This window comes from Ruegeria sp. CF8 (assembly GCF_056537285.1).
On record NZ_JBQFRG010000013.1, the window covers coordinates 97,338 to 113,041 of the forward strand.

A 15,704-nucleotide genomic window follows, 5' to 3' on the forward strand; every position below is an offset into this window, starting at 1 on the left:
TTATGAAGAGAGAGAGTCAAAGAGGAAATCCGGCTTGATTCCGGCCGCCGCGCGGGGCATCAGATCGATATGCTGATTTACAAAATTTTCCGGGCCGATGAATGGGCTGCCTTGCAAGACAAAGGCGCGACAGATGGTGCGCCAATCGATGTCACCGATGGCTTTGTTCATTTTTCAACGGCTGAACAAGCTGCTGAGACGGCGGCGAAACACTTCGCTGGTGTTGATGATCTGACGTTACTGGCCTGTAATGCCGACGCCATGGGTGACGATCTGAAATGGGAAGTGTCACGGGGCGGTGCCCTGTTTCCGCATCTCTATCGCCAGATCCGGCTTGGCGACGTTGTCTGGTCGCGCCCTCTGCCATTTGACGGCGCTGTGCACCAGTTCCCCGAGGACATGGAATGACCTCCTTTATCGACCCCGAACGGGATCAGTTTGAAGCGTTCAAAGCGCTGGACCGCGACCAGCCGATCGAGATGCTCAATCTGGTGAAATTCCGGGCCGCAGCGCAGTATCCCGCGTCGCATGAATTGGCAGGCGCGGGGCTGACTGGCGCACAAGCCTATCAGAAATACGGGTCTGAAACCGCGCCGATTATTGCGCGTATCGGGGCAAGCATTTTGTGGCGTGGGGTGTTTGAAACAACTCTCATCGGGCCGTCGGATGAAACATGGGATGCCGTCTTTATCGCCCGCTATCCAACCGCACACGCGTTCCTTGAAATGGTGACAGACCCTGTGTACCGGGCTGCGGTGATCCATCGTCAGGCTGCCGTCGAAACCTCGCGTCTGATCCGGTGCGGATCCGGTGAAAGCGGAAAGGCCTTCGGATGAAACTGATTGAAAAATTGGGGCTGAGCGCTCTGCACCGCATGGATCCCGAAGTGGCTCATGGCATGTCGATCAAGGCGTTGAAGTCCGGGCTGACACCCGCGCCGGGACCAGTGACAACACCGCGCCTGAAAACCAAAGTGGCGGGGTTGGATCTGCCCAACCCGGTCGGTCTGGCTGCTGGTTTTGACAAGAATGGCGAGGTTCTCGCACCGCTGTCGCGCGCCGGGTTTGGCTTTATCGAGGTGGGCGCAGTCACGCCCCGTCCGCAGCCGGGAAACCCCAAACCGCGCCTGTTTCGCCTGACCGAGGACAAGGCAGCCATTAACCGCTTTGGTTTCAACAACGAAGGCATGGAGGTGATGGCCAAACGGCTGGCAGAGCGCCCCAAAGTCGCTGTGATCGGCCTGAACCTCGGGGCCAACAAAGACAGCGAAGACCGCGCGGGTGATTTTGCGAAAGTTCTGGCCCATTGCGCCGCACATCTGGATTTCGCCACCGTAAACGTATCGTCACCCAATACGGAAAAACTGCGCGATTTGCAGGGCAAGGCTGCGCTGACTGCGTTGTTGAACGGTGTGATCGAGACACGGGATGCGCTGCCCCGCCCGCTGCCGATCTTTCTGAAAATTGCACCGGATCTGAACGAGCCTGAATTGCAAGACATTGCCGAGGTTGCACGCGAAACCCGCGTGGATGCGGTGATTGCCACCAACACCACCCTGTCGCGCGACGGGTTGCGTAGCGCGCAAAAAGGGGAAGCCGGAGGCTTGTCTGGCGCGCCCTTGTTCGAGAAATCCACCCGCGTGCTGGCAAAGCTGAGCCAGCTGACCGCTGGTGACATCCCGCTGATCGGTGTCGGCGGCATCAGCAATGCTGAGCAAGCTTATGCCAAGATCTGCGCCGGAGCGTCTGCCGTGCAATTCTATACCGCCATGGTTTACGGTGGGATCTCACTTGCCGCTGACATCGCGCGTGGGCTGGATCAATTGCTGGCCCGCGATGGCTTTGACAGCGTTGCCCAGGCCGTTGGCAGCAAACGAGAGGATTGGCTGTGATCGAATACTGGCACAACCCCCGCTGTTCCAAATCCCGCGCCGGGCTGGCGCTGATGGAAGAAAATGGCGCACAGATCAAACTGCGAAAATACCTTGAAGATGCGCCCTCAGCAGACGAACTACGGGCCGCGCACGTTGCACTGGGATTGCCTGTGATTGATATGGTGCGCAACGGTGAAAAACGGTTCAAGGAATTGGGGCTGACAAAGACCGCATCAGATGACGATCTAATCCGCGCCATGGCGGACAATCCGATCCTGATCGAACGCCCTCTTGCCATTGCCGGGGACAAAGCCGCCATCGGGCGCCCGCCTGAGAATCTGCTGACACTGCTCTAAGCCACTTGCGCTTCCAGCTTGGGATAGCGCCAGCCCATCGTTACACCCCGCGCGATGTTCAGAACCATAAGCGCGGCCCACAGTCCGTGATTTCCGAGGCTCGGCACTAAAATTAACAGCGCGACCAAATAGATCGCCACGGATTGAATCATTGCGTTGCGCATGGCCCGGGTCCAGGTGGCACCAATGTAGATGCCATCGAACATCCAACTAGCCACACCAATAATCGGGGCCAATGCCGCCCAGAACAGGTAGTCGCGGCTGGCCAAACGCACCTCGGGCGAGGTTGACATCAGATCAATCAGGGCCGGGCCTGCCAGGAAGAACACAGCCCCCAGTAATATGGCTCCACCAAGCCCCCACTGCGATGCCATGATACTTGCGCGTCGAAGCTGGCGTCGATCCCGCGCACCAACTGCGCCACCCACCAAAGCCTCGGCCGAAAAGGCGAACCCGTCCAGCGCGAAGGCTGTGATCTCAAGGAATTGCAGCAGAACCTGATTGGCGGCCAGGGTCACGTCGCCCAGATCCGCACCTACGAACAGGAAAGTCGTGAACGAGCCTGTTAAAAGGACGGAACGGATCATGATGTCACCGTTTACTTGCATCATTCGGCGCAGGCGCCCGGCATCGAAAATCCGGGCCCGGTCAAGCCAGATTTTGCCTTCGAATCCGTCCCGGCACAGCCATAAGCCCAGCGCCAAACCAGTCCACTCGGCGATCAGGGTGGCCACAGCAACACCTTCCACGCCCCATCCCAGCCCCAGAACAAACCAAAGGTCCAGAATGATATTCAGCCCGTTCATCCAGATTTGCAGAATGAAAACACCACGCGTCCGTTCAACCGCGATGAGCCATCCGGTCACGGCATACAAAGCAATGGTTGCCGGAGCACCCCAGATGCGAATCTCAAGATAGGCTCTGGTCAGTGCCTCAACCTCGGGGCTGGCAGGAGACAGGGCAAATGCCCCGGCAAAGACAGCCGCCTGCGCGAGGACAAAGAACACGCCTGCTGCCGCACCCAGCAAAAGTCCACGAATCAGCAAAGCCCTTGTTTCAGTTACGTCGCCTGCCCCGCGCGCCTGCGCAGCCAAGCCAGTCGTGCCCATGCGCAGAAAACCGAAGATCCAGTAGATCGAAGCCAGTATGACCGCGCCCATACCGACGGCACCGATGGGCGCGGCCTGCCCCATTTGCCCCACAACGCCCGTATCGACTGCGCCAAGAATGGGCACGGTCGCGTTCGACAGCACAATCGGCACTGCGATTTTCAGCACCCGCCTATGCGTGATGGGCGCCGACGCGTCCTGCATAGTCAGCTCTTATCTCTGGGGGGTTGAGGCATCAGGAAATGCCCCGTTGCCTGCGCAAACAGTTTCGCATGATTGTCCTGCCAGGCTTCGACCCGGACCGAAGCATAACGCCGCCCTGATCGGCTGACAAAAGCCCGGGCGTAAGCATCGCGCGGCAGGCCCGAGCGCAGGTAATCGACGGTAAAGTCGATTGTCTTGGGAAAGCGGATGTTTGGATCGGTCACAATTGCCTCGCCGTCGATCTCACCACTCTCGATAAGCGGAAACATATGTTCCCAGCTGAGAGTGATGACAGCCGTCACTTCGAGAAAGGCCGCAGTGACCCCACCGTGAATCGCAGGCAAAAACGGGTTGCCAATAAGTTTGTCGTCGAAATTCAACACGCCGGTCAGTTCATCCCCACGCCGGTCGAAGCTGATATCGAGAAAGCGGATATAGGGCACGCCATCAACCAACGCGCGCAATGCCGCATCGCGTCGTTGTTTGACCACCTGCATCGGTTCAGGACGCGGTCTTGCCATTTTACTTCCCCTCAACCGTAAATGACCCTGCAGCGGTCGCTACGGGCAGGTCTTTGTCGTTGTCCACGGCTGTAGCCCGTACAAATGCCACGTTCCGCGTGATGTGATAGCAGGTCGCGCGCGCCGAAATTGTCTGACCTGGCGTCGCCGCGCGCATATAGTCGATCCGCAAATCGATCGTCGCAGTCCCCCCAGGGGCCGATGGGTGGCTCATCACCGCGGCACCGCAGCACGTATCCAAAATGGTCGAGATTGCTCCGCCATGGATCACTCCGGTGCGCGGGTCTCCGATCAGATCTTCGTTGTACGGCAGCGTGATCTCTGCTTCGCCCTCGCCAATATGGGTCAGCGTCAGGTTCAGGGCCCGCGCATGAGGGATCGCCTCGATAAATTGGCGGGCTAATACTGTCTTGTCGACCATTGGCATCTGTCCTGTTCTCGTCCCTTCCTTTATGAGCCGCTGTTTCGGCAAAGGGCAAGCCCACCTGTTGCGCTTGGGATCGGGACCGCCTAGGTTGCTGGCAAGGAGACCAGGAATGTCCAACAACCGTTTGTCATTCAAAGAGATGTGCGCCGAGTTCGATGTAACACCGCGCACCCTGCGCTATTACGAATACATCGAGCTTCTGCAACCGGACCGCGAAGGCCGGTCCCGGTTTTACGGCGCGCGGGAATGCGCCCGGATGAAGTTGATCATGCGTGGCCGCAAGTTTGGATTCCCGCTGGAAGAGATTCGCCAATGGCTTTTGATCTATGAGGATCAGGGCAACGAGGCTCAGATGGCTACTTTCGTTGAGATGGCTGACCGCCAGATGAGCGAGCTTGAGCAGCAACGCGAGCAACTTGACGAAGCCATGGACGAACTGAAGCGTCTGCGCGACCAAACAGCAAAATCCCTGAAGTAGGTCTTCCTTCGCTTCGGAATTCTTTCCTGTACACTCTGTCTTGCGACACACCTCACGCGTGTGCGTGCAGCCTTTGCACGTGCAAAAGCTGCAACATATGCCTGACCCTAGGGAAAGAAAATTACGCGAAACGCCCTTTACGCGTTTGGATGTTACGTCAATTTTGAAGTGACGCAGCGTCTGAATTACGTAAACGTCACTCACGTGTTGTAAAGCTCAAAGCAACTGCGCAACTCATGTCTCATGACGCCAGTGACGAGAGTATGACGAATGACCGAAGATGTGATGACAATCCGCGAGATGTGCGAGACTTACGATGTCACGCCACGCACTTTGCGGTTCTATGAGGCCAAGGAACTTTTGTTCCCGATCCGCGAAGGCCAAAAACGTCTGTTCACCAAACGTGACCGGGCGCGGCTGAAACTGATCCTGCGCGGCAAACGCTTTGGCTTCAGCCTGGAAGAGATCCGCCAACTTCTGGATCTGTACCATGTGGGCGACCAGCAGGTCACGCAGATGACCCGCACCTATGAAATCGCGTTGGAACGTCTGGCGGATATGGAAGAACGCCGCCGGGAACTGACGCAAGCCATCGACGATCTGAAAGAGCAGTTGCGCTGGGGCGAGAAAGTTATCGCCTCGATGAAACAGGAAAAGAAGGCGGCCGAGTAACCTCGCCCCGTCATCCTGACATATGAATTAAGGGAGCTTCACATGCCCGTTTACAACGCGCCAACCAAAGACACGCAGTTCATCCTGCATGACGTTCTGAAAATCTCTCAGTCGGATATTCCCGGCTATAGCGAATTGGAAGCCGAGTTTACCGGCGCAGTTCTGGAAGAGGCTGGCAAAGTTGCCACCAACGTCCTGCATCCGCTGAATGTCGTGGGTGACACCGAAGGGTGTCGGTTGGAAAACGGTATTGTGTACACTCCTACCGGTTTCAAAAACGCCTTCGAGCAGATGAAGGAAGGTGGCTGGACTGGACTCGATATGCCCGAAGAGTATGGCGGCCAGAACATGCCCTATGTACTGGGCACTGCCGTGGGCGAGATGTTCTCGGGTTCAAACCAGGCATTTACCATGTACCAGGGTCTGACGCATGGCGCGGCCTCTGCGATCCTGGCGCATGGAACTGACGAGCAGAAAAACAAGTACCTGCCGAACATGGTCAGCTGTGAATGGACCGGCACCATGAACCTGACTGAACCGCATTGCGGCACCGATCTGGGCCTGATGCGCACCAAAGCAGAGCCGCAGGGCGATGGCAGCTACAAGATTTCGGGGCAGAAGATTTTTATCTCGTCCGGTGATCACGACATGGCTGACAACATCATCCATCTGGTGCTGGCCAAGATCCCTGGCGGACCCGAAGGTATCAAAGGCGTGTCGCTGTTCATCGTGCCGAAGTTTATCGTTAACGAAGACGGCACGCCGGGTGAGCGTAACGGCGTCTCGGTCGGCAAGATCGAAGAGAAAATGGGCATCCACGGCAACTCGACCTGCGTCATGAATTATGACGAGGCCACCGGTTGGCTTTTGGGCGAAGAGCACAAAGGCATGCGCGCCATGTTCACCATGATGAACGAAGCACGTCTTGGTGTGGGGATGCAAGGTTTGGCACAGGCCGAGGCCGCGTTCCAGAATGCTCTGGAATATGCCAAGGACCGCCTTCAGGGCCGCGATGTGACCGGAGTGAAGAACCCCGATGGTCCCGCCGATCCGCTGATCGTGCACCCTGACATCCGTCGCAACCTGATGGATCAGAAAAGCTTTACCGAGGGCGCGCGCGCGTTCATCCTGTGGGGCGCGACGATGCTCGACAAAGCGCACCGCGCGGGTGACAAAGATGCGGATGGGCTGATCTCGCTGCTGACCCCGGTCATCAAGGGTTTCCTGACCGATCAGGGCTATGACATGACAGTGCAGGCGCAGCAGGTCTATGGCGGGCATGGCTACATCGAGGAATGGGGCATGTCGCAATATACCCGCGACGCCCGTATCGCGATGATCTACGAAGGCGCAAACGGCGTTCAGGCGCTGGATCTTGTGGGCCGCAAACTGGCGCAGGACGGCGGCAAGCATGTAATGGCGTTCTTTGAGATGGTCAAAACCTTCTGCAAGGAAAACGGTGGCAAGGACGAAGCGTATGACAAGGCGTTCATCGAGCCGCTGAAAGCCGCGTCAAAAGATCTGCAGGCAGCTGGCATGTACTTTATGCAAGAAGGCATGAAGAACCCGAACAATGCACTGTCCGGTTCTTACGACTTCATGCACATGTTCGGTCACGTTTGCCTCGGGCTGATGTGGGCTCAAATGGCTAAAGCTGCACAAGATGCTCTGGACGGTGGAGCATCGGATAAAGAGTTCTACGAGACCAAGATCAACACCGGCCGCTTCTACATGGCACGCCGCCTGCCCGCGACCGGGATGCATCTGGCACGCATTCAGACGGGTGCGGACACTGTCATGGCACTGGACGCAGCGAACTTCTGATCTCAGTGTGGGTTCGGGCAACACTGCCCGGACCCAGACCACCGGAGGACCAAAATGCCAAAGCGTTTTCGCCTGACACGTCGCTTTCCTATCGCCATGACTGAGGACGGGTATCGCAAGCTCAAAGCGTTCTCGCGAGAGGCCGGTCTGGACGAAGGTGAGGCTTTGTCTTTTTTGTTCGAGAATTTCAGCAGCGTGATCGATGAGGAGAATTTGACCCACCGCCTGCGCATCTTCAACTCCGAGCTTGAGGCGCGGAAAAGATGAACTGCTGCGGCGAAAGTACGACAACAACGCTAGCCTAAATGCCGGATGCCTCCGGCGGGAGTATTTGTGAAAAGATGAAGCGGTTACGCGTCCCTGCCACAGGGCGCACTCGCCATCAGGACAGGGACGACTTCACCTTTTGCGGTCATCGGCTCTTCAGCCTGTACCGCAGGACCATTGAACCGAAGATGGTTGATTAAAGGTTACTGAGAGACCTTCATCTTTTCAAAAATACTCAAACTGGGCCTAGCCAATTGCGCCTTGGGAGGGGCGATCGCATGAGCATCAAACTTCATTGCTTCGGAGAAAGCGGAAACAGCTATAAGGCCGCCCTGGCATTGGAAATGTCCGGTCTGGAGTGGGAGCCAGTCTTTGTCGATTTCTTCAACGGTCAAACGCGAACGCCCGAGTTTCGTGCCGAGGTCAATGAGATGGGCGAAGCGCCTGTCCTGATTGATGGTGATTTCCGCACCAGCCAATCTGGCGCCATTCAAGCTTATGTGACTGAAAAATCGGGTAAGTTCGGCGGCAAGGATCGCGATGAAAACTACGACATTTTCCGCTGGGTCCTGTGGGACAATCACAAGCTCAGTTCGATGGCAGGCTTGACGCGTTTCCTGATCAATTTCCTCCCGGAACAGCATCGCAATCCAGATGTGATTGCTTTCAATCAGGGGCGCCTGAAGGCAGCCTACCAAGTGTTGAACGCCCATTTGGAAGGTCGCGACTGGATCGTCGGCGACGGCGTGACGAACGCCGATCTCAGCTGCTGCGGCTACCTCTACTATCCCGAACCATTCGGCTTTGACCGTGCCGACTGGCCCCATATCGACGCCTGGCTGCAACGACTGTCCGAGCAGCCCGGCTGGAAACACCCCTATGACCTGATGCCCGGCAACCCGTCGGATCGAGCTTAAGGAGAAGACCCATGACCGAAGCTTACATTTATGACGCCCTGCGCACCCCGCGCGGCAAGGGCCGTAAGGATGGCAGCCTGCACGAGGTTACCTCGGTGCGCCTGTCCGCCCTGACCCTGAACGCGATGAAAGAACGCAATAACCTTGAAGGCCACGCCGTTGAGGACGTGATCTGGGGCAACGTCACACAAGTGATGGAACAAGGTGGCTGTTTGGCACGCTCGGCGGTTCTGGCCTCGGACCTGGATCAGTCGATCCCCGGTCTGGCGATCAACCGTTTCTGTGCTTCGGGCATGGAAGCCGTGAACCTTGCCGCGAACCAAGTCAAAGGCGGCGCTGGCGAAGCATATATCGCTGGCGGTGTTGAGATGATGGGACGTGTGGCCATGGGCAGCGACGGCGCGGCGATTGCAGTTGATCCTTCGCTGGCGATGGAGACCTATTTCGTTCCGCAGGGTATCTCGGCGGACATTATCGCGACCGAATACGGCTTCAGCCGCGACGACGCAGACGCGCTGGCTGTGGAATCTCAGAAACGTGCGGCAGCGGCTTGGGAAGACAACCGGTTCGAGAAGTCGGTCATCACCATCAAGGATCAGAACGGTCTGACCATTCTCGATCGTGACGAATACATGCGCCCCGGTACTGACATGCAGAGCCTTGGTGCGCTGAACCCGTCCTTCCAGATGATGGGCGAGCAGATGCCGGGCTTCGACAAGGTGGCAATGATCAAGTATCCGCATCTGGAGCGGATCAACCACATCCACCACGCGGGCAACAGTTCGGGCATCGTGGACGGTGCAGCGGCTGTTCTGATCGGCAACAAGGAATTCGGTGAAAAATACGGCCTCAAGCCGCGCGCCCGTATCAAGGCGACCGCCAAGATCGGCACCGACCCCACCATCATGCTGACAGGCCCGGTTCCGGTGACCGAGAAAATCCTTGCCGACAACGGCATGAAGATTGGTGATCTGGATCTGTTCGAAGTGAACGAAGCCTTCGCCTCGGTCGTGCTGCGCTTCCAGCAGGCATTCGACGTCGACCCGGCACTGGTGAACGTCAACGGCGGCTCGATCGCAATGGGGCACCCGTTGGGCGCAACTGGTGCGATGATCATCGGCACGCTGCTGGACGAGCTTGAGCGTCAGGACAAAGAAACCGGTCTGGCCACGCTCTGCATCGCGTCCGGCATGGGTGCAGCAACCATTATCGAGCGGGTCTGATGCCCAAGCTGGATCTCTCTCAGATCCCGTTCAAGGGTGGCTCGTCCTATCCGGGCAAGCTGGCAGAGGCGACCGCTGGTCGTTTTGTGCAGCGCGTCGGTGATGCGGGCGGGTTGACCCAGTACGGGGTCAACATCGTGCGGTTAGAGCCGCAGGGCCTCTCATCGCTGCGCCACTACCATATGGAGCAGGACGAATTTGCCATCATGCTCAGCGGCAAATGCGTGCTGATCGATGACGATGGTGAGCATGAGATGCTGCCCGGTGACTGCGCCGCTTGGCCAGCTGGTGAGGCCAACGGTCATCACCTTGTGAACAAGACCGATGCGCCCGCGACCTTTTTGGTGGTGGGCACACGGACCCCGACTGAGACCGGCTATTACAGCGACATAGACATGATGGTGAAAGATGATGAAAACGGATTCTCTTTCACCCGGAAAGATGGCAGCCCGCTGACGGCTGACCAGATTGGAGATGACAATGACTGATTTCACTCTGAGCAAGGACGCCGATGGCGTCGCATTCGTGACCTGGGACGCCCAGGGCAAATCCATGAACGTGCTGACCCGCGAGGCGTTTCAGGAGGTCAGCCAACTGATTGATCAGGCCCTGAGCGATGATGAGATCAAAGGCATCGTCATCACTTCGGGCAAGGAAGGCTCGTTTGCTGGCGGTATGGATCTGAATACGCTGGCCACCATTCGTCAGGAGGCGGGTGACGAGCCGGCGCAAGCTTTGTTCGACTTTGTGATGGGCGGTCACCACATACTGCGCAAGCTGGAATTGGCGGGCATGGACCCCAAGACCAAAAAGGGCGGAAAGCCGATTGCCTGCGCAATCAACGGCACATGCGCCGGGATCGGGACCGAGATCGCCCTTGCCTGCCATCACCGCGTGATGACCGACAACCCGAAATCCAAGATCGGTCTTCCGGAAATTCTGCTGGGTATCTTCCCAGGTGGCGGCGGCACAATGCGCTATAGCCGCATGGTCGGTGCAATGGCCGCCGCTCCGGTGCTGCTGGAAGGCAAGATGATGGACCCGAAAAAGGCCAAGGGTGCGCAACTGATCGACGCAGTTTCTGATGATCCGGTTGCCGCAGCCAAGGAATGGGTTCTGAACGCCAAGGATGCGGATCTGGTCAAGCCTTGGGACGCCAAGGGCTACAAGATGCCCGGCGGCGCACCTTACCACCCCGCCGGCTTCATGACCTTCGTAGGCGCAAGCGCGATGGTCAACGGCAAGACACAAGGCGCGTTCCCGGCGGCCAAAGCTCTGCTGAGCTCGATCTATGAAGGCGCATTGGTCGATTTCGACACCGCCCTGAAGATCGAGGCGCGGTGGTTCACCAATGTCCTGATGAACCCGTCTTCGTCGGCCATGATCCGGTCGCTGTTCCTGAACAAGGAAGCGTTGGAGAAAGGCGCGGTGCGGCCCAAGGATGTGCCAGATCAGCGCGTTAAAAAGGTCGGCGTTCTCGGCGCTGGCATGATGGGTGCCGGTATCGCTCTGGTCTCGGCGCAGGCCGGGATGGAGGTTGTTCTGATCGACCGGGATCAGGAAGCCGCCGACAAGGGCAAAGCCTATAGCGAGACCTACATGGACAAGGGCATCAAGCGCGGCAAAGCCACGGCTGAGAAGAAAGAGGCCCTGCTGGCCCGCATCACAGCCACCCCCGATCTGGAGCATCTGAAAGGCTGTGACCTAATCATCGAGGCCGTGTTCGAAGATCCGGGCGTCAAGGCCGAGATGACCAAAAAAGTCGAGGCGATCATCCCCGAGGACTGCATCTTTGCCTCGAACACCTCGACCCTGCCGATCACCGATCTGGCGAAAGCCTCGGTGCGGCCCGAGCAGTTCATCGGTATCCACTTCTTCTCGCCAGTTGAGAAGATGTTCCTGGTCGAAATCATCAAAGGCAAAGAAACCGGGGATCGCGCGGTAGCGAAAGCGCTGGATTATGTCCGTCAGATCCGCAAAACACCGATCGTGGTCAACGATGCGCGCTTCTTCTATGCCAACCGCTGCATCATTCCTTACATCAACGAAGGTGTGCGGATGATCGCCGAAGGCGTGAACCCCGTCCTGATCGACAACGCCGCGCGTCAGTTGGGCTTCCCGGTGGGGCCGATCCAGCTGACAGATGAGACCTCGATCGATCTGGGTGCCAAGATTGCCCGCGCGACCAAGGCGGCGATGGGCGATGCCTATCCGGACAGCCCCTCGGATGACCTGATCTTCTGGATGGAGGAACAGGGCCGTCTGGGCCGCAAGGCCAATGCGGGTTTCTTCGATTATGACGACAAAGGCAAGCGCGTCGAATACTGGAAGGGTCTGCAAGACAAATACCCGCACGCCAAAGACCAACCGGACCTGATCGAAGTGCAGGAACGTTTGATGTTCGCACAGGTTCTGGAAGCCGTTCGTGCACTAGAAGAAGGTGTTCTGGAAGACATCCGCGAAGGTGACGTAGGCGCGATCCTTGGCTGGGGCTTTGCCCCCTGGTCGGGTGGTCCGCTGAGCTGGCTGGACATCATCGGCACGCCCTATGCGGCCGAGCGCTGCGATCAATTGGCCGAAACCTATGGTGAGCGCTTTGCCTGCCCACCGCTGCTGCGTGAGATGGCGGAAAAAGGTCAAAGCTTCTACGGTCGCTTCAATCCCGCAGCAAAAGCTGCTTGATCATGTGATACAGGCGCGGAAGAGCCCGCGCCTGTATCGTTCTTGTCAGTGTTTGGTTAGATCTGCCATTCGGGCCGCAGGAACAGAACCGGAGCGTTCGGACGCCCCGGTCGACCCGGTCGCCTGACCCCAGATGGCGGGCGGATCGGAAATATCGGGTCCTGTGGGATGGGTGCAGGCAGTGCACCCAATGGGTTTGCAAGGGCTGACATATCACCCTTGATTGCTATGGAATTGACCAAGTCCGCAGCGGCCACGTCGTCTGCGACCTCGTAGCTTTGCCTATGCAGCGACCCGCGCATCGAAAAACGACCTGAAGGGCAATAGGCTTGTAAGCCGCCTTCGACAAAGATCACCTGATCCTCGTCGAAAAACAGCGAACAGACTTCAAAAGAAGATCCCGGCGCTTGCGACATCAGACGACCTGCGCCACTCAGCACACGAGCGGGCACCACGGACACCCCGTCTTTTTCGGCATCGATTTTGGACAGGGTCAGCGCCATGCCCTGTTCGGGCATCAGCCAGACAGGCCGTCCATTAAAAGCTGCGCGGGCCGGTACAAAAACAGGCAGGTATTCGTCCCGTCGCTCGTCAGCCGGGATAACCACAACGTTGGTTGAAATGCGGCGCACCTCTTTGAAGCCGTTATCCAGCGTGCGGACAAGATCACCAACAGCGATCCGTTCGACGGGCTTCCAACCACTGGTCGTCGCAACTTTGGTGCCTTTCAGAAATCCCCCGCGGCGTGCGTTCACCGCTTGGTTCAGGTTGTTTGGATCACCGTCAGGTGTTTGATTCAGATAAACAGAAATACTCGTAACTTCAGACACGTGCCGAACCCCCTTTGGCACAAATTGATTTGTTTAAGTGCTAGCACCAAAAATAAAGGCCGTCTTATTTCCGACATAATTACGCCCAATTTGGGTTAATTTTGCCTTATGATCCGGTGTTTTCGTAAACACTTTCGCCAGATTAATGTACTTTATTGCGAAATCCGAAACGTAAAGCGGGCACTCTTGGTTCGAATCCCGACCCTTCAATGCGTTGAAAGCGTCAGGCCATCTCTTGCAACGACGATGAGCGTCTGGCTCGCCACCCAAGCAATGCCCCTGCCGCTGCTATCAAGACAATTCCCGAAACTTGCAGAGCACCGATGGTCTGCCCCAAAGCGACAAATGCAAAGAGCGGACCAAAAATCATGACTGAATACTCGAAGACCGCTACATACGATGGTTCGCCAACCTGATACGCCTTGATCAGCATATAGACAGCGATTGTTGAACCCACAGCTTGAATGCCTATCCAAAGCATCGCGGGTTCGAACGCCCAAACCCAGCCACGCGTAACAAAACCATCCGGTCCGTCAGGGGTTTCAACGGGAACAACCGTGAAGGCGATAACACCAATCGCTCCGGCAATGGCCAGCGTGGTAACCATTGCCGCCAACATTGCCACTGTGCTTTCTTCAGAGCACATCGAACGTGTCAGGATCGAACTCAGCGCATAGAAAAATCCTGCGGCAACCGGCAAAAGTGTCCGCGCATCAAAGTCAGTCGGGTTTGGCTGAAGCACCAAGAGAATGCCGGTGAAGCCCATCAGAACGGCCAGAATGCGCCAGGGACCAATGGTCTGCTTGAGCACAAGCGCCGAGATCAGCAACACAAAGATTGGCGACGTGAACAAGCCTGCCAACGCTTCTGCAATTGGCATCATTGACAACGACGCGAAGTAACACAGCATGGCCGTCGTCATCAGAATGCTGCGCAAAATAACAGCCCCCCAACGACGTGGGCGCAACCCACCCAGCCCCAGAACAGACAAGCCAACAATGAGTGGAAACATCAACAGCGCTCGGGTCAGGTGGAACTGCCACAAGCCAACCGTTTCAGCCAACAGAACCACCACATTGTCGATCACACCAATGATAGCCATGGAACCGACCATCAAGCCTGAGGCCAACACCGGCGAAGTTGTTGGATGATCCTGCATGTAAACGCCCCAATTGCGATCAAAGATCGGCGGTCCCAGTCCTGCTCGGTATCCAGCACATTTTGGAATGACTGCGCAACAGGTTTGCGCCCTATGAATGCACCATGCTAAGCTATGGCAAAACAAATCTGAGCAGACCCCATCAAGATGACGGCCCTGAAAAAGTACCAGCGGATCGAAGCCACCGGTCTGTGGCGTCCCTCGCCCGATGAACAGCGGCGCGAGGTCGTGGTATCGATCGGCGAAGCCACCCTGACGATCTCTGACTTTAATGACAGGGCTTTGACCCATTGGTCTTTGGCTGCTCTGGAACGACAGAACCCCGGCACTTATCCGGCCATCTTCAACCCTGACGGCGACCCGGACGAGACATTGGAACTGGCCGAAACCGAAACCACGATGCTGGACGCCATCGACCGGCTGCAGCGCGCCATAGATCGCGCGCGCCCGCATCCCGGTCGTCTGCGGTGGTTGAGTGTTGGGGGCGTCGTTGCCGCTGTTCTGGCCCTGTTGCTGTTTTGGCTTCCCGCTGCGCTGCAAAGCCATGTCGTCTCGGTTGTACCTCAGGTTAAGCGACAAGAGATCGGGGAAACCATTCTGCATCGAATTGAGCGTGTTTCCGGACGCGCCTGTTCTTCGGTCGATGCGCAGGAGTCGCTGGATCGGCTGGCCAAGCGGACTGGTGTACGGCAGATCATCATCTTACCTGCAGGCGTTCAGGACAGTCTGAGCCTTCCCGGCGGTACGGTTCTATTGAACAAATCGTTGGTGGAAGACTTTGAAGACCCTGCCGTCGCCGCGGGTTACGTCATAGCGGAACGCGCCCGTATGGAACAGACGGACCCGCTTGATGATCTTTTGGATCGAACCGGCGCATCGTCGGCCTTCCGTTTGCTGACAACCGGCGGACTGACGCCTGCCATCATCGACAGCTACACCGAACAAGTTGTGTCAGACCCTCGGCCTTCGCTTTTGGATGACCAGCTTTTGGCGGTCTTTGCGCAAGCCGCGCTGCCGTCCACACCTTATGCGTATGCGCGAGACATCACGGGCGAAACAGTCCTGGGACTGATCGAGGCGGACCCGATGGCAGGTCGCACCCTAGAACAGGTTTTGCCGGACCGCGACTGGGTCCGGCTTCAGAACATTTGCGGCGAATAAT

The 15,704-nt window shown here is 57.4% G+C and carries 18 protein-coding genes; 13 read left to right on the forward strand and 5 right to left on the reverse strand.

The window, feature by feature from the left end; all coding sequences use genetic code 11:
- Positions 1 to 69 precede the first annotated feature (69 nt).
- Genes ACR0EV_RS22350 through arsC form a run of 4 tightly spaced genes read left to right on the forward strand, consistent with a single transcriptional unit; the run spans position 70 to position 2,229 of the window.
- The gene (locus ACR0EV_RS22350) at positions 70 to 408 is read left to right on the forward strand and encodes a DUF952 domain-containing protein (RefSeq protein ID WP_171668616.1); all 339 of its coding nucleotides are present in this window, start codon (positions 70 to 72) and stop codon (positions 406 to 408) included.
- Positions 405 to 836: a DUF1330 domain-containing protein gene (locus ACR0EV_RS22355; protein WP_480802106.1), complete on the forward strand. Its 432-nt coding sequence runs from the start codon at positions 405 to 407 to the stop codon at positions 834 to 836. Before ACR0EV_RS22350 ends, ACR0EV_RS22355 begins: the two co-directional genes overlap by 4 nt.
- The gene (locus tag ACR0EV_RS22360) at positions 833 to 1,891 is read left to right on the forward strand and encodes a quinone-dependent dihydroorotate dehydrogenase (RefSeq protein WP_480802107.1); all 1,059 of its coding nucleotides are present in this window, start codon (positions 833 to 835) and stop codon (positions 1,889 to 1,891) included. The genes ACR0EV_RS22355 and ACR0EV_RS22360 overlap by 4 nt, the downstream gene beginning before the upstream one ends.
- Positions 1,888 to 2,229 (forward strand): arsenate reductase (glutaredoxin), encoded by a 342-nt coding sequence (arsC, locus tag ACR0EV_RS22365; RefSeq protein ID WP_480802108.1) that lies wholly within the window; start codon positions 1,888 to 1,890, stop codon positions 2,227 to 2,229. The genes ACR0EV_RS22360 and arsC overlap by 4 nt, the downstream gene beginning before the upstream one ends.
- Here arsC and ACR0EV_RS22370 read toward each other — a convergent pair.
- From ACR0EV_RS22370 to ACR0EV_RS22380, 3 genes are read right to left on the reverse strand one after another with little or no spacing between them, the layout of a single operon-like run.
- Entirely contained in the window at positions 2,226 to 3,542 is a 1,317-nt protein-coding gene (locus tag ACR0EV_RS22370; protein ID WP_480802109.1) for an MATE family efflux transporter, read from the reverse strand. The genes arsC and ACR0EV_RS22370 overlap by 4 nt on opposite strands.
- Positions 3,543 to 3,544: 2 nt before the next feature.
- The gene (locus ACR0EV_RS22375; protein ID WP_480802110.1) at positions 3,545 to 4,063 is read right to left on the reverse strand and encodes a PaaI family thioesterase; all 519 of its coding nucleotides are present in this window, start codon (positions 4,061 to 4,063) and stop codon (positions 3,545 to 3,547) included.
- A 1-nt stretch (position 4,064) separates the two neighbouring features.
- Positions 4,065 to 4,484: a PaaI family thioesterase gene (locus ACR0EV_RS22380; RefSeq protein ID WP_480802111.1), complete on the reverse strand. Its 420-nt coding sequence runs from the start codon at positions 4,482 to 4,484 to the stop codon at positions 4,065 to 4,067.
- Positions 4,485 to 4,599: 115 nt separating this feature from the next.
- On the opposite strand from ACR0EV_RS22380, the gene ACR0EV_RS22385 reads away from it, so the two are divergent.
- From ACR0EV_RS22385 to ACR0EV_RS22420, 8 genes are all read left to right on the forward strand, one after another.
- Positions 4,600 to 4,968: a MerR family transcriptional regulator gene (locus ACR0EV_RS22385; protein ID WP_171186184.1), complete on the forward strand. Its 369-nt coding sequence runs from the start codon at positions 4,600 to 4,602 to the stop codon at positions 4,966 to 4,968.
- 270 nt (positions 4,969 to 5,238) lie between these two features.
- A complete protein-coding gene (locus ACR0EV_RS22390; RefSeq protein ID WP_171091075.1) occupies positions 5,239 to 5,640 on the forward strand; it encodes a MerR family transcriptional regulator in 402 nt (133 codons plus the stop codon).
- 42 nt (positions 5,641 to 5,682) lie between these two features.
- A complete protein-coding gene (locus tag ACR0EV_RS22395; RefSeq protein WP_480802112.1) occupies positions 5,683 to 7,464 on the forward strand; it encodes an acyl-CoA dehydrogenase C-terminal domain-containing protein in 1,782 nt (593 codons plus the stop codon).
- Positions 7,465 to 7,518: 54 nt separating this feature from the next.
- Positions 7,519 to 7,731 (forward strand): hypothetical protein, encoded by a 213-nt coding sequence (locus ACR0EV_RS22400; protein WP_480802113.1) that lies wholly within the window; start codon positions 7,519 to 7,521, stop codon positions 7,729 to 7,731.
- A 278-nt stretch (positions 7,732 to 8,009) separates the two neighbouring features.
- Positions 8,010 to 8,648 (forward strand): glutathione S-transferase family protein, encoded by a 639-nt coding sequence (locus ACR0EV_RS22405; RefSeq protein WP_480802114.1) that lies wholly within the window; start codon positions 8,010 to 8,012, stop codon positions 8,646 to 8,648.
- 11 nt (positions 8,649 to 8,659) lie between these two features.
- Positions 8,660 to 9,871 (forward strand): acetyl-CoA C-acetyltransferase, encoded by a 1,212-nt coding sequence (locus tag ACR0EV_RS22410; RefSeq protein ID WP_480802115.1) that lies wholly within the window; start codon positions 8,660 to 8,662, stop codon positions 9,869 to 9,871.
- Complete coding sequence (locus ACR0EV_RS22415) at positions 9,871 to 10,359, forward strand: cupin domain-containing protein (protein WP_152457419.1); 489 nt, start codon at positions 9,871 to 9,873, stop codon at positions 10,357 to 10,359. The genes ACR0EV_RS22410 and ACR0EV_RS22415 overlap by 1 nt, the downstream gene beginning before the upstream one ends.
- Positions 10,352 to 12,553, forward strand: a complete 2,202-nt coding sequence (locus tag ACR0EV_RS22420; protein ID WP_480802116.1) for a 3-hydroxyacyl-CoA dehydrogenase NAD-binding domain-containing protein — start codon at positions 10,352 to 10,354, stop codon at positions 12,551 to 12,553. Before ACR0EV_RS22415 ends, ACR0EV_RS22420 begins: the two co-directional genes overlap by 8 nt.
- A gap of 56 nt (positions 12,554 to 12,609) precedes the next feature.
- On the opposite strand, the gene ACR0EV_RS22425 is transcribed toward ACR0EV_RS22420, so the two are convergent.
- Both ACR0EV_RS22425 and ACR0EV_RS22430 read right to left on the reverse strand, forming a co-directional pair.
- Positions 12,610 to 13,383 carry a Hint domain-containing protein gene (locus ACR0EV_RS22425; protein WP_480802117.1) on the reverse strand — a complete coding sequence of 258 codons (774 nt, stop codon included), beginning with the start codon at positions 13,381 to 13,383 and terminating at the stop codon, positions 12,610 to 12,612.
- A 223-nt stretch (positions 13,384 to 13,606) separates the two neighbouring features.
- Positions 13,607 to 14,542: a DMT family transporter gene (locus ACR0EV_RS22430; RefSeq protein WP_480802118.1), complete on the reverse strand. Its 936-nt coding sequence runs from the start codon at positions 14,540 to 14,542 to the stop codon at positions 13,607 to 13,609.
- Between the two features lie 147 nt (positions 14,543 to 14,689).
- Between ACR0EV_RS22430 and ACR0EV_RS22435 the strand changes: the two genes are divergently transcribed.
- Positions 14,690 to 15,703: a hypothetical protein gene (locus ACR0EV_RS22435; RefSeq protein ID WP_480802119.1), complete on the forward strand. Its 1,014-nt coding sequence runs from the start codon at positions 14,690 to 14,692 to the stop codon at positions 15,701 to 15,703.
- The last annotated feature ends 1 nt before the right edge of the window (position 15,704 follow it).

Bases quoted from the DNA above. Each gene is read 5' to 3' on its own strand.
- ACR0EV_RS22410 (WP_480802115.1), top strand. From the start codon at position 8,660: ATGACCGAAGCTTACATTTATGACGCCCTGCGCACCCCGCGCGGCAAG.
- ACR0EV_RS22395 (WP_480802112.1), top strand. From the start codon at position 5,683: ATGCCCGTTTACAACGCGCCAACCAAAGACACGCAGTTCATCCTGCAT.
- ACR0EV_RS22385 (WP_171186184.1), top strand. From the start codon at position 4,600: ATGTCCAACAACCGTTTGTCATTCAAAGAGATGTGCGCCGAGTTCGAT.
- ACR0EV_RS22360 (WP_480802107.1), top strand. From the start codon at position 833: ATGAAACTGATTGAAAAATTGGGGCTGAGCGCTCTGCACCGCATGGAT.
- ACR0EV_RS22400 (WP_480802113.1), top strand. From the start codon at position 7,519: ATGCCAAAGCGTTTTCGCCTGACACGTCGCTTTCCTATCGCCATGACT.
- ACR0EV_RS22390 (WP_171091075.1), top strand. From the start codon at position 5,239: ATGACCGAAGATGTGATGACAATCCGCGAGATGTGCGAGACTTACGAT.
- ACR0EV_RS22380 (WP_480802111.1), bottom strand. From the start codon at position 4,484: ATGGTCGACAAGACAGTATTAGCCCGCCAATTTATCGAGGCGATCCCT.
- ACR0EV_RS22355 (WP_480802106.1), top strand. From the start codon at position 405: ATGACCTCCTTTATCGACCCCGAACGGGATCAGTTTGAAGCGTTCAAA.
- ACR0EV_RS22420 (WP_480802116.1), top strand. From the start codon at position 10,352: ATGACTGATTTCACTCTGAGCAAGGACGCCGATGGCGTCGCATTCGTG.
- ACR0EV_RS22405 (WP_480802114.1), top strand. From the start codon at position 8,010: ATGAGCATCAAACTTCATTGCTTCGGAGAAAGCGGAAACAGCTATAAG.
- ACR0EV_RS22435 (WP_480802119.1), top strand. From the start codon at position 14,690: ATGACGGCCCTGAAAAAGTACCAGCGGATCGAAGCCACCGGTCTGTGG.
- ACR0EV_RS22430 (WP_480802118.1), bottom strand. From the start codon at position 14,542: ATGCAGGATCATCCAACAACTTCGCCGGTGTTGGCCTCAGGCTTGATG.
- ACR0EV_RS22415 (WP_152457419.1), top strand. From the start codon at position 9,871: ATGCCCAAGCTGGATCTCTCTCAGATCCCGTTCAAGGGTGGCTCGTCC.
- ACR0EV_RS22375 (WP_480802110.1), bottom strand. From the start codon at position 4,063: ATGGCAAGACCGCGTCCTGAACCGATGCAGGTGGTCAAACAACGACGC.
- ACR0EV_RS22350 (WP_171668616.1), top strand. From the start codon at position 70: ATGCTGATTTACAAAATTTTCCGGGCCGATGAATGGGCTGCCTTGCAA.
- ACR0EV_RS22370 (WP_480802109.1), bottom strand. From the start codon at position 3,542: ATGCAGGACGCGTCGGCGCCCATCACGCATAGGCGGGTGCTGAAAATC.